This is a genomic window from Cyanobacteria bacterium GSL.Bin1 (genome assembly GCA_009909085.1).
Taxonomy (GTDB): Bacteria; Cyanobacteriota; Cyanobacteriia; order Cyanobacteriales; family Rubidibacteraceae; genus Halothece.
In genome coordinates this window covers 17739-44367 of the sequence record JAAANX010000106.1, presented here as the reverse complement: position 1 = coordinate 44367, position 26629 = coordinate 17739, and the positions used below count along the sequence as shown (strand labels likewise).

Below are 26629 nucleotides of genomic sequence, written 5' to 3'. Positions count from 1 at the left end.
ATCGAGATGATAAAACCGAAAGAAAACACCAATCCCTACAATGAATAATACGGTGATTGTGAGTAACGATTGAGATTGAAGTATCTTGCTTAGAGTCAAATGATTTCTCATTACACAATCCGTAGTCTGCTATTCCCAATAATTTTATCAACTCAGATGAATTTTTCTCTTTTTTCGTTTCTCAATCAAATCCAATCTTTGTTTTCCCAAGCAGAAACACCAATGACTGACGCAACCTGGCAAGAGATTCCAGAAACAGTCAGGGCTGAGTTAGAAAAACTCATCAGTCAGTTGCCTCACCCTTCCTCTCGAATTACTAAAATTGAAAAGGAAATTATATCACGATTAAAGGAGTGGGAAACTGATCAAAATGCCAATCATTTAGTTATTTTAGGCTCACCTGTCAGTCATTTAGAAAGTTTAATACAAGCGAGTTTCCCCCAACACTATTTAAAAGGAGTCGAAGTCATTTACCCCTTTTCTGGTTTGAAGTTTCGCGAGCAGCCTTCTCAGATTACTCAACAGTTGAAAACAGCTATAGAAAATATAACGCAAGGATATGACTCTTATTTCTTTCAATCATCACAGGAATCAAAAACTAAGATAATTATCATTCCGAGCTTGGAGCAATGTTTTTTACGATGTATTGGGGGCTGGGAAGGCATTATTTGGCTACGAGAACATATTGTGAATACTCCTCATTATTTCTGGCTTCTGGGCTGTAATCATTGGTCTTGGAGTTTTTTAGATTATGTGTGTCAAATCAATGCTTATTTACAAGCAAAAGTAAACCTTCCTAATTTAAGTAGTAATGAACTTTTGGAATGGTTACAGCCCATCGTTGAGAGTTTTATTCCGGAAGAAAAAGAGAAAAAATCATCATTCTTTTGGGAGACTTTAGCGTCTTTATCAGGAGGCGAAAGTGAAGTAGCAATGGCATTATGGTTACAATCCCTTCAGATGTCAGTTGATGAAGAAGACCAAGACAATGAAGAAGAGGTGACACACTTGAAATTAAAAACTCCCAGTTTACCTAAGCTCCAGATTTTATCTGCTGAAGATCGGTATCTCTTACATTCTTTATTACTTCATGGAAAAATGACACGCTCATCTCTTGCCATGAGTTTAGGGGAAAAGCAGGAAAATATTCAAGCCAGAATCCAAGTTTTATTACGGGATAATTTAATTGAAAAGCGAGATTATTTCTTAAGCATTACACCACTTTACTATCCTAAAATTAAGCAGGAATTGAGTCAAAATAACTTTTTAATTGGAGAAGATTAATGTGCATTTTTAAATCAAGACATGAAATAATATGGGAGGTGAAAATCTCTCCATCTAAAGATAATCAATTAAAAGATGAATGGAGTACTTTACCATCTCCACTGAATTCGAGTAACAAAGACAAAGATTTTTTCCATATAAGTTTGTCGAATAATGACTTAATCTTTTTAGGCAACCAGTCTTCACCTTAGTGGGTATGTGCAATGTTGTTATGAAATTTTGTTTTTTTATAATTTTTAGACAGGAGAATCAACTTTGATTCATTGGCTGGTCTGAGCTGGAATTTCAAAAAATAAAGAATCTTCTTCAATATAGTTTTCTTCAAGCATAGAATCTAAATTTGCTGAACTAAATTCCCAAATTGTTAATTTTTTTGGGTTATCGAAGCTTGGAATGACTGTCTTAACTTCGCGGGGTTCTGAATTGTTATTGATAATGAGTAAAAAAATCGCCGTGTGGTTATCTTGAGTGGCAATTGCCATTAAATCGGGATCACTGCTTTTCGTTAATCGTTTCCTGCATCCAGTTTCGCACTTGCTGAATGTAAGTCGAAAGATCGTTGTTGACGGTAAGAACGAAACTAATAGAATCTCAATTTTTTTGGTTAAGTAATTGCTGATTGAGTAGAAAGATTTTCTGATGCCACTTCCCAGTGCATTGGAGGATTGAGAACACCTTGAGAGGAAAGTGTTGATTTTACTAGAAGCGAATAGATGTGCCAATGGAAATCGTAGGCATAACTCCAATTTTTTTCATAAATCCCGACATCAATAAAATATTCTCCTGATGCTAGATCTAGCCGATCAATTTGTAAACGCAGAATTCCTTGTTCTTGCAGTGGAATGGCAAAAGCCTCCTGATGAGCGGTGTTAATCTCCAAAAGTTTTTGATTGTCCGACTGCGTAACGGAAACGCCGAAAATCGCAGCAGAAACTGCCTTTTGGTTTTGGTAGCGAATTTCAACACAAAGGGGTTCACCTGAGTGGATTGTTGCTTGGGGAAGGAGTTGTACGGTTTCGATTTCTACTTCTAGAGAACCAAAACGATTTTCCTTGAGCTTTAGTTTACCTTCGATTGCCGTTGGGGTTTCAGGACAATCAGGAGTCAGTTGCTCGGTTTGAGATCTCATTTGCGCTGTGTATTGTCCAGCAACCAATGCGGGGTCACCGTAAGCCAGAACAGTACCGTTTTTGAGCCATAAAGCGCGATCGCAGAGCCGTTCCACTTGCCCCACATCATGGGAAACTAGTACGATCGCGCAACCTCGATCTTTCATTTCGGCAATGCGATTTAAACACTTGGCTTGAAAAGATAAATCCCCAACAGAGAGAAATTCATCCACTAGCAACACCTCAGGTTCGGTATGCACAGCAACCGAAAACGCCAGGCGCATCATCATCCCGGTACTGTAAGTGCGAACCGGATTATCAATAAAGGCTTCCAGTTCAGCAAATTCCATGATCGCTTCCAACCTTTTGGTTACCGCTTTGCGGGTTAAACCGGCTGCAATTCCCATGACAAATATATTTTCTCGACCGGTGAGATCACCGTGCATTCCTGCCCCTAAATCAAGTAAAGCGCCAATTCTACCCTGAACCCGAATGCGACCTTCAGTGGGATGAACCACACCGCCTAACAAATGGAGCAATGTTGATTTTCCAGCTCCGTTGTGACCAATAACTCCCAGCATTTCTCCTGAAGCAACTGTAAATGAAACCTCTTTTAGAGCCCAGAATTGTTCGACTGGCTTCATTCGTTGTAAACCAGATAAAACAGCTTCCATAAGGGTGACGGGCTTTTGAGAATGATAGCGACTGAACCATTTCCCTAAATTTTCAACAATAATCGCCTCTTGCATCTAAATTTCCTCTACAAAACGAAGGCTTTGACGCTTGAAAATACGATAACCCACTGGCAGCGCGATCGCGCAACACCCTAAAATCATTCCTAAGGCAAGCCAATCGGGCTGGGTGCCCCCGATCAAAATCTGTCGATAAGACGTCACAAGATGCACCAAAGGATTTAAGCCATAAGCATACCAATACTGATCAGGAATGTTGCCAATCTGATAGAAAATGGGTGTCATGTAAAACAAAAGCTGCAGGACAACGCCTAGGGTATGCTGGGTATCTCGAAAGGTGACATTTAAAGCTGCCAGAAAATAGGCAATACTAATTGTCAATAGAAATTGGACTAAGTTCAACAGGGGCAATAGCAAGGCCCAGGGAGTCAGTTGCACCCCATCAATGAGCAGAAAAATAATTAGTACTGGCAAAGCCAGAAGGAAGTGAATCAGTCCTGTGCTAACAACGACAATGGGAAGAATGACCACTGGAAATCTGGGTTGGCGAATTAAGGGCTGATTATTGATAATCACCCCAGTTGCTTCAAAAAGAGAACTTTGAAACCATGTCCATACCAGTAGCCCGCAAAATACGTAGGAAGCATATTGAGGAATGTTGATGTTGAGAATAATCTGAAAGACAAAGACAAAGACAGCGAGTTGCAATAAGGGATTAATCAAAGTCCATGCAATGCCCAAAGTTGATCGCTTATACATCAATTTCAGGTTGCGATCAACCAAAGAGCGTAACAAGTCCCATAGATAAGGAAGTTGCCACTGTTGTTGAAACATTCGACCTAGCAGTTTAACTCGCATAAAAATTTTACCCTTTAAGTTGGGTTGAAACAGTGGCAGGAGGGCTAGCGAAAGGCGATTGCATCGGATCGGGCAGACTACGCCCTTCTTTCTTTACTCGTAAGCGCGATCGCCACAACGACCAAGGACCCGCTAAATTACCTAGAATTTCTAGGAATATTAAAGATAGTGGATAATCACTGCGACGTAACAGATATTCTTTAATTCGATAATAGTGGGCGTAGGGTAAACCCAGTAAAACCTGGGCTAATCCTCGCCAGTCCCCATCTCGAAGCCAAGTGGTAAGGTTGTAAGAAACATGACCCTTACTATAACCATAGAGTTGTCGCTTCAAAGCCTGCTCACTTCTGCGATGCTTATGCCAAACATAGGCTTTTGGTTCATAGACAATGGTATATCCTGCTTTAATCACTTTGTAAAATAAATACGTATCTTCTCCAACCCCAGAAGGCATTCCTGGCCCTAAGCACTCATCCATTAATCCAATCTCAGGATGGGTAAATATTGTCCTTCGGAACGCAGCATTAGCGGTTGCTCCTAGCAACCAAGTGGGAGAAGGCTTGTGAGGAAACAAATCATACCATCTGCCATTCACTTCTAAATGATCATAACCCCGTCCTAATCCACCGTAATTTTCAAAAGCCTGTTGATACTTGGTTTCTAATTCTAAAGGTAAGACATTTCCAGTCACGGTCATGACATCTGACCGAGCAAAGGGAGTCACCAGTTTTTCTAACCAGTCCGACGGTACAGTAACATCATCATCAGTAGCAATTAAGATTTCTCCAGTGCTAGCAAGGAATCCTGCATTTCTGGCATAAGCCAGCCCTTGTCGCGATTCTTGCACTAACACCACATCAGGAAAGTCTTCAACAACCGGTGAAGTTAGTCCTGATTCTGGATGATTATCAACTACAACAATTTCAACTGAACGAGCTGTTTTCTGTACTTGAAGATGCTCTAAACAGTTCCGCAAGTCATGAGGACGGTCAAACGTCGCAACTACCACTGAAACTGAAATGTCATTAGGTAAAACAAGGGTTGGCTCAGGGGTTGATAAACCATAGCTTTGAGCAACGGCATTAAGTGCTTGCAACCTCACGAGCTCTTTTTGGCTTTCTTGGAAAGGGTCTAGTAACCGATCCTGACATTGATCAACTATGAGGCGAGCAAGAGTGATCCGAGAAAGAGGATGGTAATTATTTGGGCAATCTACATGACCAAAAGGGCAATGATGCCAATTTAAAAAAATGCGAACGCAGGGATAGTTTTCTAAATCAGTGAGAGGTTGGAGGGGTTGGCTTAATTCAATTTCTCTAACCGCGATCACTGAACTATATTGATCACTGGGATTTGGATGAATTTCAGAGGAGAGACGAATGGCGAGAGGAGAATCCGTTTGCGAACCATATTTTTCAACAATCTGCTGCACTTGTTGTTGCGCTTTTGGATAGGCGGCAAATCCCGCAAAAGCTCCTTTCAACTCAGCAAGAATCAGATCGAGGGGAAACTGAGTTTTATGCCCTAAAGCAATCACAGTGCGACGAATATTCCAGTAGAACATCCACCACAAACCAATTATCAAACAAGAGAGAAAATCTTCTGGGTAAGCCTTGGCAATACTCAACCATAAGGCATACAGGCTGCCATTAAAGGAAATTTGAAGTTTTAACTGAGCATACTCGCGACGGTGACGGTGCCAAATCATCGCTTTTGGATTGTAAACTAACGTATAACCTGATTTAAGCACCCGAAAAAACATTTCTAGATCCCCCCCACCATTCGTGGGGGTTCCTACATCCAACGCTGGATCAAAACAACCAATTTCGGCAAAGACCGATCGACGATAAGCCATATTCGCCCCAGTGCCAAATTGCCCAGCACCGAGCCATTGCCAAGGTAATTTTGGGGTCGTTTTACGATACCACTTTTCTCTAAATCCTCGCCCAAACCCCCCATATTCTTGAAATAACACTTGCGCTTCGGTTTCTAGTTCATAGGGCGCAACTAATCCCGTCACCGCCATGACTTCTGGATTTTCCACAAATGTTTGCGCGATCGCGCTTACCCAACCTGAATCAACGACCACATCATCATCAGTATAGGCAATAATTTCCCCGTTTGCTTCCAAAATAGCCCGATTCCTTGCCCAATCTAGTCCCGGACGCGGTTCCCGCACGTAGCGAACTTGGGGATAGTGCTGGTCAATTAATTCTTTTGTTGCTTCGGTTTTTGGTGCATTATCAACAACCAGGATTTCGAGATGGGGATAGTCTAACTTTGTGATTGCCTCTAAACAGCGTTTCATATCCTCAGCGCGATCGCGCGTGCAAACAGCAACCGTTACCAAGGGCTTTTCCCCCGCAAACGGCGCAGGGGGCAAGTTCACCAAATCTTCAATCCGTAAGTCTTTGGGACGTTCTGGCGAGGCTAAGCCATTTTTAAGCAATTGGCAAATAATTGACTCACTGTATTGATCTAGAATCAGCTTGGATAAAGTTTGGGATCGGCATTTTCCCAAAGTAATGGGGGCTTGAACATATCCTAAAGGAACGCCATGCAGACGAACTAAAGCCCTCAAAAAAAAGTACCGCTCTAAATTTACAAAATCTGGAATCGATTGGCTTAATTCAATCTCAACCACTTTAATCGGATAAAGCATCAGTCAATTTCTATCCTTAAATTTTTGATAATGAGTAATGAAGAATATTTCCAACAAACACCTTCAGCCAAATTTTGAGAGGGTTAATGCTTAACTGAGGTTTTGAGAGAAAACTTAATGCTTGAGGGATAGCAATTCTGTTGACATTCGGGTAACTTTCTCTGCTTTGAAGATGTTTAAGCAAACTCTTAACCAGCAAAACATACCACCCTAATCGGCAAATCGGGGTAATCCAATCAATTTTGATGGCTTGCCAAAGCCAAGCTAATGTTTCGCGGGGATGGTTATTAATATCTGATTGTTGAGCCAAAAATAAATAAAAGCTACTATGAGAAATTCGATAAAGGTAAAAAGGAATTTCAGGATGTTTGTTTTGAATTGCTTTTAGCATCAGTTGCTGCGATCGCGCCATCTGCTGAAAATTCCCAGACATCCCACTGTTTAATTTCCGATATCCAATCAAGAATTCGGGCACTACTGCAAATTCATACTGCTCAGCCAATCGTAAATACAAGTCCCAGTCTTCGCACCCTTGAGCCTTTTGGGCTTTGAGTTGTGTCTCATATCCACCCACTTGATCAAGACAAGTTTTTCGGATCAATGTAGAACTGGCATTCCCTAAAAAATTGTGGCAAAGCAGCGTTTTATAAACATTTCCCTCAACCCTGGCAGCATGGAATCCCCCTGTGAGTTGATTAGACTCATCAATATCAACCGACCAAGCATAGACCACACCTAAATTAAGGTCACCCTGTTGAAATCGTGCGATTAGCTTCGTTAATGTGTCAGGTTGCCACAGATCATCAGCATCAATGGGGGCAATGAAATCCCCTCTCGCCTCTTGAATTCCCCGATTGCGAGCTGCTGCTACTCCTGCATTCGCTTGTTGCAGTAAGCGGATACGAGGGTCATTTTCAGCAAATTCTCTGACAATTTCAGGAGCGCGATCGCGAGATCCGTCATCTACCACTAAAATTTCTAAATTCTTATAGGTTTGATTCAGTACCGATTGCAAAGTTTGACCAATAAAAGCTTCCCCATTGTAAAGAGGAATAATGACTGAAACGAATGAATCATCAGAATTTTCCATAGGACTTTACCTAAACCTAGGGGAAGATACAAATGAAAACGAAACCGGATCATTGCTTGACTTGGAAGATTCTTGCTTCAGCTTTGACCACTCTTCATCGGTAAAATTCTCGTGGTAAGAGCGCTCAACATTGACCTTCCAAATATCATGCTCTTCACCGACAATATTCTTGGCTGCTAGCAAAGCCGTCAGCATGGAATGATCCTGGTTGTTGTAGCGGTGCATTCCGTTACGCCCTACGGTTTGCAAGTTTTCAAACATTTCGAGATAGTGTTGCAACACTTGGAGATGTTGGCGGTACTCCCCGTCATAAACCGGATAAGCTTTACGTTGGCGAATGACACAGCCATCTTCTACATCACTCTCTTCAACGCCTAGATCAAGCTTGACAATTTCTTGGGAAGCGAATTCAATTAACTTTGAGTCTGACAGTTCCCACAAGCTATCTCCTTCGTTACAGAAATATTCCATCCCCAAGCAAGTTTTACTTGCATCCGGAACCATCTCTGGACTCCAGTTCTTGAAGTTTTGAATACGACCCACTTTATAATTAGGACTATGAATATAAAGCCAGTTATCAGGAAACAAATGTTCACGGTTAACTACTAGAGCTATAATCAAGAAATCTCGATATTTTAGTCCTCGTGCGGCTCTCAAAACTTTTGCCGGCGGTTGGGGATTAAGGCGATTCACTAGCAGCGATATTGGCATAGAATTGATAAAGTGTTTTGCCTCTAACTCAAAAGTAAAATTGCCCTGCTGCGCGATCACTTTAGTGATGCGCATTCCTTCTCGGTCAATTTGTATCACCTCTGTATTGAGATAAACTGGTGTTTCCATCGCTTCCAGTTTTGCTTGACAGCGTTCCCACACCATACCGGGTCCTAAGCGAGGATAGTCGAATGTTTTAATGAGGCTCTTAGCATTTTGACTCCCAAATAGAGTATTCAGCACGACTTTTTGGAGAGACATATTTTGGATGCGCTGGGCTGCCCAGTCAGCACGAATTTTATTACAAGGTATTCCCCAGACTTTTTCCGTATACGTTTTGAAGAAAATACGATAGAGACGTTCTCCAAAGCAATCAATGACCCAATCTTCAAAAGTTTCTACTTTAAATTGAGACGTGAATCGCTTTCTTAGTTTCGCTTGAAAGTAGCTAGTCAAAATCAGTATGCTCTCAAATAGACCAAGATTGAGCAATGTTTTGACTAAAGATAAAGGATAATCGTAGAACTTACCGTTATAGTAGATGCGGGAGAGCCTCGTCACTCGAATCAAGTCGTCTCCTAAGATGTCTTGCCAAATTGCTGCCACTTCGCCAACCTTCGTAAAAAAGCGATGTCCACCAATATCGATACGATAACCTTTATAGTTTTCTGTGCGGGAAATCCCTCCTACTTGATGAGATTTTTCTAAAACAACTGAGTTGATTCCCTGCTTCACTAATTCATAACTTGCTGTTAGACCTGCAGGACCACCGCCAATAACAACTACAGGATACTGTTTCATGACATAATTAATCTATTAGTTGTTTTTAATTAAGTATTTATATGTAATTTACTTTTATTCATCTTAAAGCATGATCTAAATTACCGCAAATTTTTTTTCAGTTTTGCTCTATTTCGTGTCCTGATACCTACAAGGACGTGAGTTCTCTCTCGTCGGACGGTAAGAGCTTGAGATAGTATCTAAATACCTGATAAACAAAAGAAGCTCCTCCGTAAAGAAAATAGAGCCAATGCCAAGGAATAACCTGTAAAGTAAATCTTAAACCCCGCTTCTGGTAAAAAAAGCAGTATAAGTCGAGATTTAGGTATGATAGTATGAGTACCAAAATTATATTTAATAAGAATAATCTAGGTACAAAGCAACTACTGAGTAAGCTGAGTACTAATGCAAAAATCAAAACGACACTGAAACGATTAGTGTGATTTAGATTTAAGTCAGCATTAAGGTAGCGATTACGCAGAATCAATTCTGTCCAAGGCAAAGCTCTATGAAAAATTTCTGCTTTTAGAAGAGTTCCTAACTGCCATTGCTTGAGATGTTTCACTTGAATATTTTTGCACAAACGAATGGAGTAACCCATTTGCTTGAGTCGGTATCCTAACTCAATATCTTCAATACAGGGGTGCCGATAACTTTCATCAAATCCACCCACTACTTCAAAGACAGACCGGCGAATTGCACCACAAGCTCCCCAAAATGTGGAGGCATTTTCTGAAGACATCTGATGAGTATAGTGATGAAATAAATTTTTGTACTGTGACAAAAAGTTGTCTGCACCTGGTTCATCGTCATAAGAACCAATCAAAGCAGCTAGGTTTGGTGTTCTTTCAAACTCCTGTTTCACTAAACCTAAAGTTTGAGGATGAAGGGTAACATCTGCATCCATAAAAAATAACAAGTTCCCTTGAGCCGTTTGCGCTCCAATATTTCTAGCTCGCGCTGGCCCTCCAGATATTGGTAGCTGTAGTACTTTTGCCCCAAAGGCTTCGGCTACTTGCCAAGATCCATCGGTATCGCCATCAGCAACAACAATCACTTCATCAGCAGAAGTTAGACTGTCTGTTACACTAGCCAAGCATCTCTGAAAGTTTGCCCCACCGTTGTAAACAGGAATTACGATTGATATCAGCATATAAGGATTTAAGGGATAGACTTAGGCTCCCTCTTGATACTGTTTTGTATAAATTACTACAGACTATAAAATCCTGTAACTTAAATTGAGATTTTCTAAAAAATCAAGTGATACATTTAGTTAATTATACTTAAACGTTATGAACGCGACTACTATCACTATGAGCCTTTAAAAACCAGAGCACCATCAGTATTGGTAAAGCATATTTATCCCAAGGATAAGCTTTCATCATGATGAAAGTGTGACATAAAATTAAACAAAAACTGAGATCGAATCGGGCGAACCGCCAACAAGTAATCAACAATAATCCATAGAATATAATAGGCTTTAGCCATTGCATGAAGGATAATTCAGAAATTTTCCAGAGAACTCCCTTCCCAACTAAATAAGGAGGAAAAGCAATACAAAGGGCTAACAAAATAGCTGCAATTAATATTTTGGCTGGAGTCAAATTGCTTTTCAAATTTAGTGTTCGCTTAAATAGTAACCATTCTGGTATGACGTAATAAAGCCCAATGCAAGCTAAAGCGTAAAAGCCACTGCTAGGTGTCAAACTCCAAAGACTTAATTGGACGGCAGGAGCATGAGCCTCAATTGCCTTAGAAGGCGCTAATCCACCAAAAATTAAAAACCAGCCCAAGATTGATAGGGCAGCGATTGCTGGTAAAAAAAAGCTTAAACTAGGACATTTTTTTTCTCGGATAGCAAGAATTAATTCATAACCGGCAACTCCAAGGGGAAAGGCTAGCATATATTGACGAGATGCGATTGCCAAAATAAAATTAAAGCAGCTAAAAATAGGGAATTTTTGCCGATAGCTAACTATACCTAATAAAGCAAAAAAGGCAGCAATAATATCAGTATAATAACGAGTACTAAACCACAAAAAATATGGATATAGTAAAAAACCGATTGAAGCTAAGATTGATAAAAATCTATATTTATCATTCTTAGGCCAACCAATCAAAAATATAATAGTAATAGACAAAATGTAGTTTAATAAGCGTCCAGGAAATACTCCATTATTAAATAAATATTGGATTTGACCATAAATAATAAAAGGTAATGGTGTATTCAATTCATCATAATTTTTAAGCTGATCAAAACTTGGAATCAGTTGCTGGCTAAATTGTTGGCTAGTTGCATAAAATGAACTTTCATCAGCCCATAACGGATCTTGTAGTTGATTTGTTACCACAAATAACGTTATATAAGTAACACTCACCAAGCCTACAAATAAATATTGAGGTTTCAGACGCTTAAATAATTTCAGCATTATCAGTAAATTCCCTTGAAAAATGTAATCTTAAATACAACTCATAGCATCAAAATATTACAGTCTTATTAAGATATAATTTACTTTTAAAAAATAATGTAAAGTATGTGTCTATCACTTTTACTTCTATAAAACAAAAAATGAGTCAAAATAACTTTTTAATTGGAGAAGATTAATGAGATTAAAAGAAATTGCATTTAATCTAGTTGCCCAGTCAGGTGGTAGTCAGCAAATTTCAGAAGATTTATTCACAGATTTAACTTGGAATAAGCTACTGTTTGCGGGATTAGCTCTTTTAATTAGTTATGGTTTATTAGTTTCAATTCAGTTTATAACAACTTGGGCTTCTGAACAAGTTCCACGGCGTTATCGGTTACTAATCAAACAATCAGTTCCGTTCTGGAAAGGACTGGTTTTAATTATTACTGTTAGTTATTTAGTTAACTTGTTTTTGAATCTATCAGGACAGAATTTAATTGCACTAACTGGTACGATCGCGCTGACTTTGGGGTTTGCTTTTAAAGACTATACCACGGCTATTATTGCTGGCATTGTCGCCTTATTTGAAGCCCCTTATCGTGTCGGCGATCGCGTTAAAATTGGCGATCATTATGGCGAAGTCACTGACTTTGGCTTAAGAGGCATTCGTGTTAAAACCCCAGATGATAACCTAATCACGATTCCTCATAGTAAAATTTTGACTGAAGCGATTTCTAATAGTAACAGTGGCGAACTCGAAGCGCAAGTTGTTACCGATTTTTATTGCGATCATCATGTTGATTTAGAAGTGGTCATTGATATCCTTTATCAAGCCGCTTACAGTAGCAAATACACCCAACTCAAATTGCCGATTACAGTGATTGTTTCTGAAGCATTATGGGGTACTCACTTGAAGTTAAAATCCTATCCCATGGATGCCCGAGATGAATTTATCTACAAAACTGATTTAACTCGTCGCAGTAAACAAGCCTTCCAGGAAAAGGGAATCCAATATCCGTCTTTTAGCTTTGATCAAGAATTGACACAACGGAATGAATCATGAATAATTACCTCATTGTTGGGGTAACAAATTAAAAAGAATGGCAAAGAAAGTTGGTTTAGCCCTGGGAAGTGGCGGCGCCAGAGGCTGGGCGCATATTGGGGCAATTCGGGCGCTAGAAGCAGCAGGAATAACCATTGATTATATTGCCGGAACTAGTATTGGTGCTTTCGTCGGTGGTATTCATGCTGTTAACCAGTTACATGACTTAGAAGAATTCGTGAAAGAGATTGATTGGAAAACGATTGTTTCTTTACTGGATGTTGAATTTCCCACTCAAGGCTTACTCGATGGTGACAAAGTTTATGACCTGATTTATACTCATGTTCTTGACTGTAATTTAGAAGAAACAACGATTCCTTTTCACTGCGTTGCCACTGATTTATCAACCCAACAAGCGGTAATCCTCAAAACCGGATCAATGGTCGATGCGGTCAGGGCAAGTCTTTCGATTCCTGGTGTTTTTACTCCCTTTAATCGAGAAGAAACTTATTTGGTGGATGGCGGTGTCACTAATCCTGTACCGGTGGATGTTGTGCAAGCAATGGGAAGCGATGTTGTTATTGCCATTAACCTCAATTATCCCTATTCACTTCCTCCTGAAGTGTCAACAGAAGCAGAAACAAACGGTGAAACTCAGGAAATTTTATCTGAAATGAAATCTTCAAAAAGTAGCAGTGAAACCGGAAATAAAGAAAACCAAACCTATCGAATTGCACTTTTAAATACGATTAAGTCTCGTTACGAAGCCGTCCAAGAAACGCTCGCTCAAAAAATGGATAACTGGCTACCGGAACGGAATGAAAATAATTTGCCAACTCCGAATATTTTTGATGTCATTGGAAGTACTATTAATATTATGGAGCAACAGGTGACCCAAATTAACTTGCAACTTTATCAGCCAGATATTTTATTACAACCGCGCCTTTCTCAGTATGGTATTTTTGATTTTCACCAAGCAGAAACTCTAATCCAAGAAGGATATCGCTGTGTAGAAGCAGCCTTGCCTGAGATTAAAGAAAAATTATCCAACTAAACTCATTCATGCAATTTTTAGACTATTTAATTATTACTGCTTATCTGTTAACAATTGTTGGTTTTGGCTTTATTTTACAACGGAAAGCCTCCCAAGGGATTGATGCTTATTTCTTAGGCAATCGGCGTTTACCGTGGTGGGCATTAGGGGCGTCTGGGATGGCATCGAATACGGATATTGCGGGAACAATGATCATCACCGCTTTAATTTACGCCATTGGGATTAAAGGCTTTTTCATTGAAATTCGCGGTGGCATTGTGTTGATTATGGCATTTTTCATGATCTTCATGGGAAAGTGGACCAGACGCGCCCAAGTAATGACGTTAGCCGAATGGATGCGATTACGATTTGGGGAAGGCAGAGAAGGCAATATTGCCCGTTTAATTAGTGCCATTGCTAATCTCATTATCTCGATTTGGATTATTAGTTATTTTGCTGTGGGTGGGGGGAAATTTTTTGGTCAACTTTTAGGCATTGATGATCGCTTAGCTGCTATTTTAATGATTACTTTAGCGATGATTTATACCGCTGCGAGCGGTTTTTATGGCGTGATTTGGACTGATGTTTTTCAAGGGGTTTTAATCTTCATTGCTATTATTTATGTTTGCAGTTTAGCTTTAACTACGGTTACGCTACCTGAAACTTTTTCAATTTCCGTTCCTCTCAGTGGTGATAAATTTCAAACAATCTCCACCACCCTCACTGATTGGAGTAACTTTCTTCCTCCCCCGAATCTGGATTTACCGGGACAATATTCAACATTTAATCTCTTCGGCATTACCCTATTTTTCTATCTCCTCAAAACCGGAATTGAAGGGTTTAGTGGTGCGGGGGGCTATATGAGTCAACGCTATTTTGCCGCTAGCAGCGATCGCGCAGCGGGATTACTCTCTCTGTTTTGGATCTTATTATTAGCTTTTCGTTGGCCCCTGGTTACTGCTTTTGCCATTTTAGGCATTCATTACGGACTGACTAATACTGTGATTGCCGATCCCGAATTAGTCTTACCCACAGTAATTGAAGCGTACATTCCTGTAGGAATTAAAGGCTTGTTGGTGGCGTGTTTTATTGCCGCTGCCATGTCCACCTTTGACTCGATTATTAACTCTAGTGCTGCCTATTGGGTGAAAGATATTTATCAAGCTTACCTCAATCCCAATGCGAATAACCGACAACTGATTATTCAAAGTCGCGTGGCTTCTGTCGCGGTTGTTTTAATCGGTTTATTATTTAGTTTTCCGGTTGTGAATATTAATGATATTTGGGGATGGATTACCTTAGGCTTTGGTTCCGGATTATTTATTCCCTTACTTTTAAGATGGTATTGGTGGCGCTTTAATGGCTATGGGTTTGCTGTCGGAATGATTGCAGGAATGGTCACTGCTATTATTACGAAATTGAGTGGCATTGCCTTACCTGAATATGCTAATTTTTTAATTCCGGCGAGTGCTTCTTTCCTCGGTTGTATTATTGGGACGTTCTTAACGCCTCCCACGGAAGAAGCGGTTTTAGATAACTTCTATCGAGTCACGCAACCCTTTGGATTTTGGCAACCGATGCGGAAGAAATTGTCTTTTCCTCAACAAGCTAAAATTCGGCAAGAAAATCGACGGGATATCATTGCAATTTGCATTGCTGTTCCCTGGCAACTGGTCTTATTTTTAACCGGAATGATGATTTTAACCAAGCAATGGGAACAATTTGGTTTGCTGTTACTCGTATTAGTTCTACTTTCGATCGCGCTTTACTTGACTTGGTTTCGCTATTTAGGAAAAGCCGTTCATCTGAAGCAAGAAAAATGACAAATCCTCCTGAGATTATTTTAGAAGCCAAGCAAGTCACTTTATCAGATCGCCTTGGCTTCACAGAAATTTTGCAAGCAATTTCTGTTGAGATTAAACCGCGCGATCGCGCGGTCATTCTTGGACCTTCTGGTTCTGGAAAAACCTCTCTACTCCGCCTCTTCAATCGTTTAAGCGAACCGACAACTGGAACGCTTTTTTTTCAGGGAACGCCTTACAATAAGATTCCGGTTCTTTCTCTACGTAAACAAATTGTTTTAGTTCCCCAAGAACCCAAGCTATTAGGAATGACAGTAAAAGAAGCCCTCGCATATCCCCTAACTTTACAACAACTATCTCAGTCGGAAATTAATACCCGCCTCACGGCTTACTGCGAACAGCTACAAATTCCGGAAAGTTGGTTCGATAAAAACGAATTACAACTGTCTTTAGGACAACGCCAGCTAGTGACCATTGCACGAGGGTTAATCATGCAACCGCAAGTCTTGTTATTAGATGAACCCACTTCCGCATTAGATATTGGCATAGCGACAAAAGTGATCGAGTTTCTAAAGACCCAAGAAATGACCATTTTAATGGTCAATCACCAACTGGATATTGCAGAATTTTTCAGTGATCGCGTTCTGTTTCTCAAACAAGGAAAATTAACAAAAGATATTCCTAATCTTCATCTTGATTGGCAAAAATTGAAACAAGAAATTATAGACACTGAAAAGAAAATGGAACAAGAGTGGAATTAGGCGGAGTTATACTGAAGTCTTACCGAAATGATTCGTTCTATTTTCGGCTTTTTTAGCACTTGTTGCAAACCTAACCTGTTCAAGGATTTTTTAGGAGGTTTTTCCACGGAATGATATCCCGAAAAATTCTTGATGTTGAGACTAATTGGTATAATATCCAAAAAAAGTCAGGATATCATTGACAAATGTACCGAAAGATTCTTGATATCATTCTATATAGGGTAGATATACAGAAAATTTCTCAAATTAATCCCATACAGGGTGAATATCCAGAAAGTTTCCGTACAATAAATAGTTAGTAGGACTTACGCACTGTACAAATTGACACTAGTATGAGTCAACGAAATTACGCTGTTTTGGGCGTTTACTAAGGTACTTCTAGAAAGGAAGAAGATGGTATGACATCAGCTATGGGAATACTTGGAGCTGTTGTAGGTTATCTTTTTGGTATTTTGGTATTAATGATCAACCTAAAAATTCAGCCTAATTACTAGGCTCAAGGCTACTTGTCGGTGCTTGGGATTAGTCCACTCAAGTGTAGTCTATAGGGTAAGGTTTGAGGCTAACCAATAAATAGCTTAAGGAGCATTGCTGATCTCTACGATCATTGTTCCTTGCCGTAGTTGTTCTAAAGCATCAGGTAAAATAGCTGACAGCAATTGCCTCAGATTCCGATTCGTGACATTACCACAGGTCAACCATAAAATTTGAGGAGGTGTTCCCAGGCGACAGACCAAATCAATGAAGTCGCTATCTTTAGTCATAATCACGGCATTTTCGGCTCGCGCTGCTTCAAAGATCTCGATGTCTTGAGCATCTCGAAGAGACAAATCTCTTAGAGCAGACGCTTCTAAACCAAAAGTCGCTGATAACCAGTTCGCCAGCGTTGGCGGTAGTTGGGCATCAATCCAAATTTTCATGCCGTTAGTCTGGGGAAATCAGTACGGCGAGCTGCAAAAAGCAAACAAGCTTGGATATCTGCTAGTTCCAAATCGGGGAAGTCTTCTAAAATTTCATTGATGCTAACGTTCTCAGCCAACATTTCTAAAATATCAGTCACTCGAATTCGCATCCCTCGGATGCAAGGACGACCACCACACTGACCAGGTGTTTGAGTAATGCGGGTAAGCAAGCTAACTGTTGAGTTCATGGAGCGAATCTTTAAAGTATTTAATCTACACCCATTTTATCGGGTAATTCTATCCCATGCGCCAGCTAACACGTCACGGCAGCGGACGGGCGGAAACTGCTGGTGCTGAGTTTGAGTTTATCTGCCGCCGCTGCGTTTTGCCGTTATGCCGCAAGTCCTCGGTGGAGACGTAACCGGAAGGTAATTGGTGAGATACGTTGGCACAGCCTATGCGCAGCATAATCGCCCGCCTTAATGCAGCTACTTGTCCAACCGTCTTTCCCAGTTTCAGATCCGGAACCTTGTCGATGAGTCAGAATTGAGATTATGGATACTCGACCAGTACAAAGAAAAGAAACCCAAAGACCCGATGATCGCCAAACTCTTTAACACCTAAAAGTTTGCGGACTACAGGGAACACGTCATCAACCTGCTCGATCGGGTCTGCACTGTCAGCGTTCGTACGATGGAAATCATCCAGCAAATGCCAGATACCGTTGAGCATAAGGGAGTTTGAATACACCATGACACAGACACTTGAGCAACGCACCTATACCCGTGAAGAATATCTGGAATTTGAAATGGCTTCGGAGGAACGCCATGAATATGTAAACGGAGAAATTCGACTCATGACGGGAGGTACACCTGACCACAACGAATTGGCAATTAACCTTGCAACCCTGCTCAAATCTGCTTTGCGAGGCAAACCTTACCGGATTTTCGGAGCCGATCAACGGTTGTGGATTCCCGATCGCAATCTTTACACCTATCCCGATCTGATGGTTGTCGAAAAACCCCTACAGCTTCAAACCGGGCGTACCGACACCGTGACCAATCCCTGCTTTATTGCTGAAGTGTTGTCCAAATTAACCCAAGATTACGATCACGGCGAAAAGTTTTCTGCTTACCGCACCATTGAAAGCTTCCGCGAATATCTCCTCATTGATCAGTACAGTATTCAGGTAGAACACTACGTCAAAACGGCTGCTAATCAATGGCTGCTATCAGAATATGATGATCCGAATGTTACGTTGTCCTTGAGTGCATTTGAAGCTCAAATCGAAATCATTGCCCTCTATGAAAACATTGAGATTAACGCTTGAAAGCAGCAATAAAGATCACAGTAGTATAAAATCGTTAGATAGCAACTAGTACACGAAGGCGCAAAAGGAACCAATGCTTCTCGGTAGCGCGATCGCGCTCTGGTGATCAGTGGCTCAATCTCATGCGGCTTGCTATTTTCGATTTCCCAATCAACTTAGAATTTAAAGTGCGACCCGCTCTTGTTGTGAGTGAACCTTATGGAGATGAGGATCCGGCTTTGATGGCTGTAGTTCCTCATACGACTAGTATCAGAAGATCCAAATATGAGATCCAATGTAAGGTATCGATCCAAGTGGAGGCATAGTCTTCGCTGAGAATGAGTTGAGGATCAGACTGTTCTAAATCCCCAACTTTGAGCGTTCCAGCTTGTCCAGCAGCAGCTAAAAATTTCCCTTGTGCAGAAAAATCGATCGCGCTGAGAGCAATACCCCTCGTTGGTTAAAGATAAACAGGAGAGGTATGGGGTTGAGACACAATAAGTTCTCCCACTGCTGAACAAGCAGCGAAGTAATGATTCTGAGAAGACCACGCGATCGCGCTTTTACCCTAACGATCTGCCCAAAGAAAACTGGCTGGTTGATTACACAGTGATGCTTTTAGCAATTTGTATCATAACTCTATTAATTCCGTATATTCGCCCTAGTCACAAATTATTTGTTAATGATACAACAATGTCATACCGCAGTTGCAGCATAACTCATTCTCTTCCAACCATTTCTTTAAGATGACCTTTATCACAAAACATAATGTAGGGTTTTATCCAATTAACATAGAGCTTTTCTCGGTCTTGTAAGAATAATGCTTCAAACGAATAACATCGCTAACTGGTTCAAGGAGTTTTTTAGGAGGTTTTTCCATGGAATGATATCCCGAAAAAATTCTTGATATTGTGACAAATTGATATGATATCCAGAAAAAGTCAGGATATCATCAACAACTATCCCGAAAGCTTCTTGATATCATGCTAGGTCGGGTAAATATACGGAAAGTTTCTGCTTTTTGTTCCACACAGGGTTGATATCCAGAAAGTTTCCGCATAATAAATAGTTAGGTGGCAGGTTCACTTAACCCAATAGCAATGCTTTCTGAGAAACACCTAACATTTGCCGCAGTTATGCATGTACTCAGGGTTGCTACTTATAAGCTGTAGACTTATAGGCATCATCTCACCAAAATAAGACCCATGCCGAGCATACTTGCCACCATTGGGTCAAATATCAAGTTTTATAGAAAAAAACTTGGGCTAAGTCAGGAGCAATTGGCTGACTTAGCAGATTTGCACAGGACATATGTTGGTTCTGTTGAACGAGGTGAGAGAAACATCTCTGCCCTTAATATTGAAAAACTTGCGGCAGTGCTTGGCGTTGAACCAGCAAAGCTATTGGAATCAAAGCCAAACCAGATTGATGACAGATAGAGAAGAAGAAAAAGAACTACAAGCTTGTTCACCAATCCCGGTTGATCCAGATTCTTTTAATCCTGACTGTGATTTACCTTATGGCCTAGAAACTATTCACATCTATCAAGCCATGAATGAATTTATTGACTTCATAGGCTTTATTAATGGACAACTCAAGACAAAGGAGATGTCACGCCTTGAAAGTTTTTTAATGCCTGCAAATTTTAGTAGTATCGTGGGCGAATTCATGAACATGAGTATTCCCAAATATTGTCCTAGCTTAGTAAAAAATCAGTATCATAATGGTCACCCAGACTTAATACCAGTAAATACCTTCCCTGACAACGCAGTGCAGTATTCAAGTCAGGGCTTAGAAGTAAAAGGTTCAAGACATCTTAGCGGTTGGCAAGGTCATAATCCTGAATCAGTTTGGCTTATGGTTTTCTGCTTTGATAGCAATACATCTAGTGACAAAATTAAAAATATCGACCCTAAGCCTTTTGTTTTTAGAGCGGTTTATGCAGCTAAACTTGAGGAAGGTGATTGGAACTTTTCTGGCCGCTCTGCAACTAGCCGACGAACTATTACTGCAAGTATTAACAAGCAAGGCTATAGCAAAATGAAAGGAAATTGGATATACGAAGATTCATCAAATTTGTAAGGAAAGTTGATCATCTTCAGTTTGTAGTTCTGCTAATTTTGGAATGGCAAGTTTACTGGCATCAAAATAATCCTTGTATCTTTCGATTCCAACCGCTTTATAGCCCACTGCCTCTGCTGCTGCTATCGTAGAACCTGATCCCATAAAGGGATCAATAACAATCCCACTGCCCATAGGCAAAGAAGCATAAACGATCTTTCGTAGAAAAGACTGCGGTTTAAGACTAGGATGTTCTACGATTTTGCGTTCTTTTTGAGAAGTTCGCTCACTAGGAATCACATCTTCAAAAGGGTTTCCATCAGGCTTCCTTCTTAGTCCTCCAGTTGCAAATTCTTTCAGGCAATCACTCACTTTCATCCCTTTTAAGAGAGGCTTGCGAAAAACACCCCACGGCTCGTAGCAACCACGAGGCATAGAGCATACATCATCAAATTCCTCCTCTGCATTTTTCGGTCTATCGCCACCACGTAATGTTCTAACTAATCGAATGACTGTCCCCCTGTATTCAAGCCCACCATCTATCAGTGCTTGAAAAACCATCTGTGAAAGAAAAGTGTTAGATGCGATGAATATGTGGCTACCTGGACACATAGGACGGTTAACCATTCTTGCCCATTCTAGAAAAAAGCGACATAAATCAGCCCTTTCTTTTTCATTAAGAGCAGTGAAACGCGGAAGTGGAGCACGTATACTTCCATCAAATGACGGTGGTATTCTCCAAATTCCTCCCTTACCATTCTCCTTTTTCTCTAGCTGATCGAAATTGTATTCCTTAACCCCGTAGGGAGGATCGGTAACAACAGCGTGAATGCTATTGTCAGGCAACTTTCCTAGCCATTCAAAGCAATCTGCATGTACCACAAGAGACTGACCGTGCTCAAATGCCAAATATTCAAAATCTAGTTGGGGATGATGTGTTAGCACAGACTAAAGTTAATCAAAGTGAGTTATGATGACTAAAAGTAGCATATTTGTTTGATTGGCGCAAGGTTTAGTGCCACCTAACACTGCGTTGGTGCGGACGGAATAGAGATTATCTGTTGAGAGTTCGAGGTTATCTGCCGCCGCACAACTTCACCGTTATACGGCTCATGTTGCTGGTAGAACATCTCCTCTAAATTTACCAATAAGTTATGCTTGAGGAACTATAAGTTCTCGATAACTCAAGATTTTGCACGAGATGAATTATGAAGTTGTCTGAGATTCACAAACTTGATGAAAGAGGAGAAATAAAGCATCAGGCTGGCGCTTCCCCCAATCTTCCCGATGAGCTATCGCCATATACCGTGTATACAATTCTCAAGGAGCCAATGCTTCTCGATTAGCGATCGCGCTCTGGTAATCAGTGTCTCAATTTCATGCGGCTTGCTATTTTCGATTTCCCAATCAACTTAGAATTTTGTGTGTTGTAGTATTTTAATAGGTAAAAAAACTTTGAGCGTTCCAGCTTGTCCAGCAGCAGCTAAAAATTTCCCTTGTGCAGAAAAATCGATCGCGCTGAGAGAAATAGGAGAGGTATGGGGTTGAGACACCATGAGTTCTCCCACCGCTGAACAAGCAGCGAAGTAATGATTCTGAGAAGACCACGCGATCGCGCTTTTACCCTAACGATCTGCCCAGAGAAAACTGACTGGTTGATTACACAGTGATGCTTTTAGCAATTTGTATCATAACTCTATGTAATTCCGTATATTTGCTCTAGTCACAAATTATTTGTTAATGATACAACAATGTCATACCGCAGTTGCAGTATAACTCATTCTCTTCCACCCATTTCTTTAGGATGACCTCGATCATGAAATATAATGTAGGGTTTTATCCAATTAACATAGAGCTTTTCTCGCTCTTGTAAGAATAATGGTTCAAACGAATAAGATCGCTAACCTGTTCAAGGAGTGTTTTAGGAGGTTTTTCCACGGAATGATATCCCGAAAAATTCTTGATCTTGTGACAAATTGGTATAATATCCAGAAAAAGTCAGGATATCTTCGACAAATATCCCGAAAGTTTCTTGATATCCTGCTAATTCGGGTAAATATACGGAAAGTTTCTGCTTTTTGTTCCACACAGGGTTGATATCCCGAAAGTTTCCGCATAATAAATAGTTAGACCGCTAAGAATCAGACTGTCAGATTACTGATAACGAGTTCAAAAAGTTCTTGACTACCCGAATTTAGTCGTTGGAGTAAATCTAGCTAGTTGACAAACTGGTTAAAAAAACTTTGCTTTAAAATTCATGAAAGACATAAAAGTTCAATGCATTGTTTTTACTAATGAATGTTTGAGATATGCAGAATCTGAAATCTCGGTACTTGATTCACTCCTCAAAATATTGAAAGATAAAGATATAGTTCTGGTTTTTATCCAAGACTTGAAAGATGATTTAGCAAGTGATTTGTTTGACTACTTTTCCTTTCAAGATAAAACCTGTCAAGTAGTTTACTGTAGACACTATGGCGGAGTCTGGGATATTCTTCAAAATTCCCAAAAAACTCATACGAATCAAGATTTATCACTTGAGGAAATAGTTAGACTCGTCCAAATGAAATGTTCTATCTCAATTGAAAATACAATAACTATAGGAGCAAGCAAGCAATCTCTTTTATTAAAAAATAGATCTATTCTGCACTTTTATGTTGGTGATAAAAATCATCTTTTACATAAAGTTAGAGGATTGATTCCCCTAACCGAACAATACCAACTAGGACTATTCAATATTATTTCTTACTTCTCTGATCGACAATTCGTAGATGAAGCAATTGATTATCATGACATTATGAAATTTATTGATAAATCTCACAGATTTTATGCTTCAGAAAGAGCAGTACATGAACTCTTTCAAAAGCATAGCTTAGTAGTAAAGTGTCTAAGAGAAAAATTCCAAGACAAAATAGTAGCAATTTTTGGAACAGGCTTTCCTTTTTACTTATTAGACGGGTTAGAAGATAGTCTAAACGACAAAAGAACGCCAAATTCTATTTTGAATTATTTTAAAATTCAGTCCGCATATTTCAACAAGAAAATAATAGATGAAAAGTCTTATACCGAGAAAAAATCGCAAATTTTCAATATGGAAGATTTGGATAAAATTAATATCTTTCCACTCTTAAATAAGTTTGATGCTTATAAATACGAAAAGCTAGGCTACCCAGTACCATTGCTTGAGAAAACGCAAGGAATGAGCCTTGAAGATTATTATCTTAATAATTGCTTTGATATTTCCTCTGAGATATGGACATGCTATTACTGCTCAACCCTTCAAAATCCTGACTTTTTACCTCATCAATTAGTGACAAGAAACACAAATATTTCTTGCCTTTCATGCAAGCAAACCAGCTTTAAGTTAAGAAATATTATGGGACATAGCGCTGATTTGGATATGGTCATCATTGCAAAAACAAATAAACATGAATTGGCAGATAATATACAGAATTACATAACAGATGAGTCTAGTTATCATCTTTATGATACGAAATTTTATGAAACATTTAAGGAAAACGATGGACCTATTGATTTATTTGTAACTGACGTATCGGACTTAACCTCAGCCTTAAAAAGGCTTCTACTAAATGACTGGGAACAAGTGACTTTTGACTCAATTGCATTATGGTCGCCAAATCTTCAGCATGATTTTCAACTTGGAATAGATTTTGCTCTTGCATTTGAACCAGTTTTCCTTAATGATATTCAGCTTGAAGAAGCATTCTATATTACTAGGCAACAATTCATACTCAAACATGGAATTGAAAAAATAATAAGAAAACTAAGTGATGCTTCATTCTATACAGAGCAGTTGTTGAGCAATGATGATTTAGTGGAAACACTTACAAATAAACTTAGAAAATGGTGTGATTAATTTTCAAGCAAGAACTTTAAGATGTTAGATAGAGGATAGAGGAATCGTATAAATGAAGTTGACACTTATCTCACATTTCTACAATGAAGAGTTTTTGTTGCCATACTGGTTGAGCTATCATTCCAAGATTTTTGATCATGGAATTCTAGTCAATTATCGTTCAACAGATGATTCTGTTCAAATTATCAGAGAACTTACGCCTGATTGGGAAATTCGTGAGTCAAGAAATTATGATTGGGATTTTATTGATGCCGATCAAGAATTAATGGAAATTGAACGAGAAATTGATGGTTGGAAAATAATTCTAAATACCACTGAGTTTATATTAAGTAGTGATTTGAAGACATACTTAATTGAGTTTGAACAAAGAAACCCCAATTTACTAGGTGTAAGAACAAATGGAATTGTAATGGCGGATAAATTAGAGGACAGATACAAAAAATTAGGCAAAGAACATTTGATTTTTCAAAAAAGCTATGGTTATTTAGAAGCTGATTATGCGCCTATAACAAAAGCAAATCCATTACATAGAAGCAGATTTCTCCATCATGCTCCTGATGGACAATATACTCTTGGAAGACATCAAACTCAATATTCGTCTCCCATAGATCAAGAATTATTTTTAATATGGTTTGGTTTTTGTCCATTTGAAAACTTAAAGTCAAGAAAACTTGCCTTTAAACAACGAATGTCTGAAAGAAATATAGTTATGGGTGCTGGATTACAACACACTTGGGATGAGGAGCAGCTAGAGCAGGCTTTTGTAAAAGAATCCCAAAGAAGCTATTACTTGCTAGAGAGGATTCCTGCTTACAAAAGAGTCTTAGAGGAGATTAAAGATAAATTTAACGATCTATAAGTTTATCTTGTTCTCTAATTCAAAATGTATATTCACACTTTGAGAAAATTATGGAAAGCTTTAATACAGACAAAATTGAACATGGTTTAATGTGTGAATATTTCTCTATTCTTGGTTCTCTCAAGTATAAAAAGATTTGTCTATTAGAGATTGGCATAGCATCTGGTGATTCTTTAAAGCTTTGGTCTCATTACTTTCAGCATCCAGAATCAAAAATAATTGGGATAGATATCCGTATTCCTGAGGTTGAATTTCCTCAAAACGTAATAGTCTATCAATGTGATCAGAACGATGTCTCTAAATTGAAAGAGATAGCTCAGATAGAAGGGGAATTTGATGTTGTTATTGATGATGGATCGCACCAACGAGCAGAGACAGAAACCTGCTTTCATACATTGATAGATTATGTAGTAGTAGGAGGTTTTTATGTAATAGAAGATTGGGCTGTTGGTTACTGGAAAAACAAGCCTCGCTATCATGGCATGGTTGATTTGATTACCGATATTATTGAAAAAGCTCCCGATTTAACGATAGAAGAAATGCGTGTCATATTAGCTCCCTTAAAGGCAATTACGTTTTTTAGAAAAGGAAAAAGTGGTTGGAGGTATTAGATTTATATGAAAGAGTTTATTGGAATATTACCAGCAGCAGGTATTGGCTCTCGCCTTAATACATTTCGATACGCAAAAGAACTATTACCAGTCTTTTTTACAACAGATAATTTTAAACAAAGCAATAAGGTCTATCCTAGAGCTGTTGCTGAGTACTCAATACAAGCTATGTGTTGTACAAATATTAAATCATGTTTAATAGTGATATCTGATAGTAAAACAGAAATAATCAAATATTTTAGTGATGGTAGTGATTTAGGTATGGATATTGCATATCTCAATCAAAAAGAGCCATATGGATTGTCTGATGCAATAAACAAAGGTTTTGAATGGTATAAGAATAATTATGTTTGTTTAGCTCTACCTGATACTATTTTCTATCCCTTCAATGCTATCAACATAGTACGGGATAAAATTTTATCTTGTCAGGCAGACCTGGTATTAGGTGTTTTTCCAACATCCAAACCAGAGCAATTAGGTCCTGTACAGTTTGATTTGGATGGAAATGTTATAGAAGTGTTTGAGAAACCTGCTGTATCAAGTATTTTTAATACTTGGGGAATTGCTGTTTGGTCACCAAATTTTTCTAAGTTACTTAATCAACAACTGAATATTTCTTTGGAGCATAGAAAACAGCCTCTTAGCAATATATTTAATCTCGCTATTGCCAATGGATTGAGTATAAAAGCTGTTTTCTTTAAAGATGGTAAATATATAGATTTAGGAACTCCAGAAGGGCTTTCCCATCATATTCTTGATAATAAATTTTAAATCGGAG

Annotated in this window: 24 protein-coding genes and 1 pseudogene; 13 read left to right on the top strand and 12 right to left on the bottom strand. The window is 39.2% G+C overall.

Annotation, left to right across the window (positions count from 1 at the left end):
* Positions 1-156 precede the first annotated feature (156 nt).
* Positions 157-1284 carry a hypothetical protein gene (locus GVY04_14545; protein ID NBD17304.1) on the top strand — a complete coding sequence of 376 codons (1128 nt, stop codon included), beginning with the start codon at positions 157-159 and terminating at the stop codon, positions 1282-1284.
* A 260-nt stretch (positions 1285-1544) separates the two neighbouring features.
* On the opposite strand, the gene GVY04_14540 is transcribed toward GVY04_14545, so the two are convergent.
* The 8 genes from GVY04_14540 to GVY04_14505 form a co-directional block, all read right to left on the bottom strand.
* The gene (locus GVY04_14540) at positions 1545-1766 is read right to left on the bottom strand and encodes a hypothetical protein (protein ID NBD17303.1); all 222 of its coding nucleotides are present in this window, start codon (positions 1764-1766) and stop codon (positions 1545-1547) included.
* Between the two features lie 122 nt (positions 1767-1888).
* On the bottom strand, positions 1889-3142 hold the full coding sequence (locus GVY04_14535) for an ATP-binding cassette domain-containing protein (GenBank protein NBD17302.1): 1254 nt from the start codon (positions 3140-3142) through the stop codon (positions 1889-1891).
* On the bottom strand, positions 3143-3943 hold the full coding sequence (locus GVY04_14530) for an ABC transporter permease (protein NBD17301.1): 801 nt from the start codon (positions 3941-3943) through the stop codon (positions 3143-3145).
* Positions 3944-3950: 7 nt separating this feature from the next.
* The gene (locus tag GVY04_14525) at positions 3951-6605 is read right to left on the bottom strand and encodes a glycosyltransferase (protein NBD17300.1); all 2655 of its coding nucleotides are present in this window, start codon (positions 6603-6605) and stop codon (positions 3951-3953) included.
* Between the two features lie 16 nt (positions 6606-6621).
* Positions 6622-7695 carry a glycosyltransferase gene (locus GVY04_14520; GenBank protein ID NBD17299.1) on the bottom strand — a complete coding sequence of 358 codons (1074 nt, stop codon included), beginning with the start codon at positions 7693-7695 and terminating at the stop codon, positions 6622-6624.
* A gap of 6 nt (positions 7696-7701) precedes the next feature.
* Entirely contained in the window at positions 7702-9207 is a 1506-nt protein-coding gene (locus tag GVY04_14515) for an NAD(P)-binding protein (GenBank protein ID NBD17298.1), read from the bottom strand.
* 127 nt (positions 9208-9334) lie between these two features.
* On the bottom strand, positions 9335-10339 hold the full coding sequence (locus GVY04_14510; protein NBD17297.1) for a glycosyltransferase: 1005 nt from the start codon (positions 10337-10339) through the stop codon (positions 9335-9337).
* Positions 10340-10469: 130 nt separating this feature from the next.
* Entirely contained in the window at positions 10470-11615 is a 1146-nt protein-coding gene (locus GVY04_14505) for a hypothetical protein (GenBank protein ID NBD17296.1), read from the bottom strand.
* A gap of 175 nt (positions 11616-11790) precedes the next feature.
* On the opposite strand from GVY04_14505, the gene GVY04_14500 reads away from it, so the two are divergent.
* The 4 genes from GVY04_14500 to GVY04_14485 are packed head-to-tail and all read left to right on the top strand — an operon-like array spanning position 11791 to position 16232.
* On the top strand, positions 11791-12657 hold the full coding sequence (locus GVY04_14500; GenBank protein ID NBD17295.1) for a mechanosensitive ion channel: 867 nt from the start codon (positions 11791-11793) through the stop codon (positions 12655-12657).
* A 37-nt stretch (positions 12658-12694) separates the two neighbouring features.
* Positions 12695-13690 (top strand): patatin family protein, encoded by a 996-nt coding sequence (locus tag GVY04_14495; protein NBD17294.1) that lies wholly within the window; start codon positions 12695-12697, stop codon positions 13688-13690.
* 8 nt (positions 13691-13698) lie between these two features.
* Entirely contained in the window at positions 13699-15492 is a 1794-nt protein-coding gene (locus GVY04_14490) for a sodium:solute symporter (protein NBD17293.1), read from the top strand.
* Entirely contained in the window at positions 15489-16232 is a 744-nt protein-coding gene (locus GVY04_14485; protein NBD17292.1) for an ATP-binding cassette domain-containing protein, read from the top strand. Before GVY04_14490 ends, GVY04_14485 begins: the two co-directional genes overlap by 4 nt.
* Positions 16233-16810: 578 nt before the next feature.
* Here GVY04_14485 and GVY04_14480 read toward each other — a convergent pair.
* Both GVY04_14480 and GVY04_14475 read right to left on the bottom strand, forming a co-directional pair.
* The gene (locus tag GVY04_14480) at positions 16811-17152 is read right to left on the bottom strand and encodes a hypothetical protein (protein NBD17291.1); all 342 of its coding nucleotides are present in this window, start codon (positions 17150-17152) and stop codon (positions 16811-16813) included.
* Positions 17149-17382, bottom strand: a complete 234-nt coding sequence (locus tag GVY04_14475) for a DUF433 domain-containing protein (protein NBD17290.1) — start codon at positions 17380-17382, stop codon at positions 17149-17151. Before GVY04_14475 ends, GVY04_14480 begins: the two co-directional genes overlap by 4 nt.
* A 307-nt stretch (positions 17383-17689) precedes the next feature.
* On the opposite strand from GVY04_14475, the pseudogene GVY04_14470 reads away from it, so the two are divergent.
* The 4 genes and pseudogenes from GVY04_14470 (at position 17690) to GVY04_14455 (ending at position 20525) form a co-directional block, all read left to right on the top strand.
* Positions 17690-17878: pseudogene (locus GVY04_14470) on the top strand (DNA methyltransferase).
* 7 nt (positions 17879-17885) lie between these two features.
* Positions 17886-18464: a Uma2 family endonuclease gene (locus tag GVY04_14465; protein ID NBD17289.1), complete on the top strand. Its 579-nt coding sequence runs from the start codon at positions 17886-17888 to the stop codon at positions 18462-18464.
* Positions 18465-19648: 1184 nt separating this feature from the next.
* Positions 19649-19882 (top strand): helix-turn-helix domain-containing protein, encoded by a 234-nt coding sequence (locus GVY04_14460; protein ID NBD17288.1) that lies wholly within the window; start codon positions 19649-19651, stop codon positions 19880-19882.
* Positions 19883-19994: 112 nt separating this feature from the next.
* On the top strand, positions 19995-20525 hold the full coding sequence (locus GVY04_14455; GenBank protein NBD17287.1) for a hypothetical protein: 531 nt from the start codon (positions 19995-19997) through the stop codon (positions 20523-20525).
* Here the strand turns inward: GVY04_14455 and GVY04_14450 are convergent.
* Both GVY04_14450 and GVY04_14445 read right to left on the bottom strand, forming a co-directional pair.
* Positions 20514-21449: a site-specific DNA-methyltransferase gene (locus tag GVY04_14450; protein ID NBD17286.1), complete on the bottom strand. Its 936-nt coding sequence runs from the start codon at positions 21447-21449 to the stop codon at positions 20514-20516. The genes GVY04_14455 and GVY04_14450 overlap by 12 nt on opposite strands.
* A gap of 467 nt (positions 21450-21916) precedes the next feature.
* Entirely contained in the window at positions 21917-22060 is a 144-nt protein-coding gene (locus tag GVY04_14445) for a hypothetical protein (protein ID NBD17285.1), read from the bottom strand.
* Positions 22061-22761: 701 nt separating this feature from the next.
* Between GVY04_14445 and GVY04_14440 the strand changes: the two genes are divergently transcribed.
* Genes GVY04_14440 through GVY04_14425 form a run of 4 tightly spaced genes read left to right on the top strand, consistent with a single transcriptional unit; the run spans position 22762 to position 26622 of the window.
* A complete protein-coding gene (locus tag GVY04_14440) occupies positions 22762-24381 on the top strand; it encodes a hypothetical protein (protein NBD17284.1) in 1620 nt (539 codons plus the stop codon).
* A gap of 52 nt (positions 24382-24433) precedes the next feature.
* Positions 24434-25240 (top strand): glycosyltransferase family 2 protein, encoded by an 807-nt coding sequence (locus GVY04_14435; GenBank protein NBD17283.1) that lies wholly within the window; start codon positions 24434-24436, stop codon positions 25238-25240.
* A 50-nt stretch (positions 25241-25290) separates the two neighbouring features.
* Positions 25291-25851, top strand: a complete 561-nt coding sequence (locus tag GVY04_14430; protein ID NBD17282.1) for a hypothetical protein — start codon at positions 25291-25293, stop codon at positions 25849-25851.
* A gap of 6 nt (positions 25852-25857) precedes the next feature.
* A complete protein-coding gene (locus GVY04_14425; GenBank protein NBD17281.1) occupies positions 25858-26622 on the top strand; it encodes a hypothetical protein in 765 nt (254 codons plus the stop codon).
* Positions 26623-26629 lie beyond the last annotated feature (7 nt).

Excerpts from the sequence above, each read along its gene's own strand:
- GVY04_14425 (NBD17281.1), top strand. The coding sequence starts at position 25,858 with ATGAAAGAGTTTATTGGAATATTACCAGCAGCAGGTATTGGCTCTCGC.
- GVY04_14525 (NBD17300.1), bottom strand. The coding sequence starts at position 6,605 with ATGCTTTATCCGATTAAAGTGGTTGAGATTGAATTAAGCCAATCGATT.
- GVY04_14535 (NBD17302.1), bottom strand. The coding sequence starts at position 3,142 with ATGCAAGAGGCGATTATTGTTGAAAATTTAGGGAAATGGTTCAGTCGC.
- GVY04_14460 (NBD17288.1), top strand. The coding sequence starts at position 19,649 with ATGCCGAGCATACTTGCCACCATTGGGTCAAATATCAAGTTTTATAGA.
- GVY04_14485 (NBD17292.1), top strand. The coding sequence starts at position 15,489 with ATGACAAATCCTCCTGAGATTATTTTAGAAGCCAAGCAAGTCACTTTA.
- GVY04_14520 (NBD17299.1), bottom strand. The coding sequence starts at position 7,695 with ATGGAAAATTCTGATGATTCATTCGTTTCAGTCATTATTCCTCTTTAC.
- GVY04_14515 (NBD17298.1), bottom strand. The coding sequence starts at position 9,207 with ATGAAACAGTATCCTGTAGTTGTTATTGGCGGTGGTCCTGCAGGTCTA.
- GVY04_14545 (NBD17304.1), top strand. The coding sequence starts at position 157 with ATGAATTTTTCTCTTTTTTCGTTTCTCAATCAAATCCAATCTTTGTTT.
- GVY04_14495 (NBD17294.1), top strand. The coding sequence starts at position 12,695 with ATGGCAAAGAAAGTTGGTTTAGCCCTGGGAAGTGGCGGCGCCAGAGGC.
- GVY04_14505 (NBD17296.1), bottom strand. The coding sequence starts at position 11,615 with ATGCTGAAATTATTTAAGCGTCTGAAACCTCAATATTTATTTGTAGGC.
- GVY04_14465 (NBD17289.1), top strand. The coding sequence starts at position 17,886 with ATGACACAGACACTTGAGCAACGCACCTATACCCGTGAAGAATATCTG.
- GVY04_14500 (NBD17295.1), top strand. The coding sequence starts at position 11,791 with ATGAGATTAAAAGAAATTGCATTTAATCTAGTTGCCCAGTCAGGTGGT.
- GVY04_14430 (NBD17282.1), top strand. The coding sequence starts at position 25,291 with ATGGAAAGCTTTAATACAGACAAAATTGAACATGGTTTAATGTGTGAA.
- GVY04_14440 (NBD17284.1), top strand. The coding sequence starts at position 22,762 with ATGAAAGACATAAAAGTTCAATGCATTGTTTTTACTAATGAATGTTTG.
- GVY04_14435 (NBD17283.1), top strand. The coding sequence starts at position 24,434 with ATGAAGTTGACACTTATCTCACATTTCTACAATGAAGAGTTTTTGTTG.
- GVY04_14480 (NBD17291.1), bottom strand. The coding sequence starts at position 17,152 with ATGAAAATTTGGATTGATGCCCAACTACCGCCAACGCTGGCGAACTGG.
- GVY04_14510 (NBD17297.1), bottom strand. The coding sequence starts at position 10,339 with ATGCTGATATCAATCGTAATTCCTGTTTACAACGGTGGGGCAAACTTT.
- GVY04_14455 (NBD17287.1), top strand. The coding sequence starts at position 19,995 with ATGAATGAATTTATTGACTTCATAGGCTTTATTAATGGACAACTCAAG.
- GVY04_14475 (NBD17290.1), bottom strand. The coding sequence starts at position 17,382 with ATGAACTCAACAGTTAGCTTGCTTACCCGCATTACTCAAACACCTGGT.
- GVY04_14530 (NBD17301.1), bottom strand. The coding sequence starts at position 3,943 with ATGCGAGTTAAACTGCTAGGTCGAATGTTTCAACAACAGTGGCAACTT.
- GVY04_14490 (NBD17293.1), top strand. The coding sequence starts at position 13,699 with ATGCAATTTTTAGACTATTTAATTATTACTGCTTATCTGTTAACAATT.
- GVY04_14445 (NBD17285.1), bottom strand. The coding sequence starts at position 22,060 with ATGGTGTCTCAACCCCATACCTCTCCTATTTCTCTCAGCGCGATCGAT.
- GVY04_14540 (NBD17303.1), bottom strand. The coding sequence starts at position 1,766 with ATGGCAATTGCCACTCAAGATAACCACACGGCGATTTTTTTACTCATT.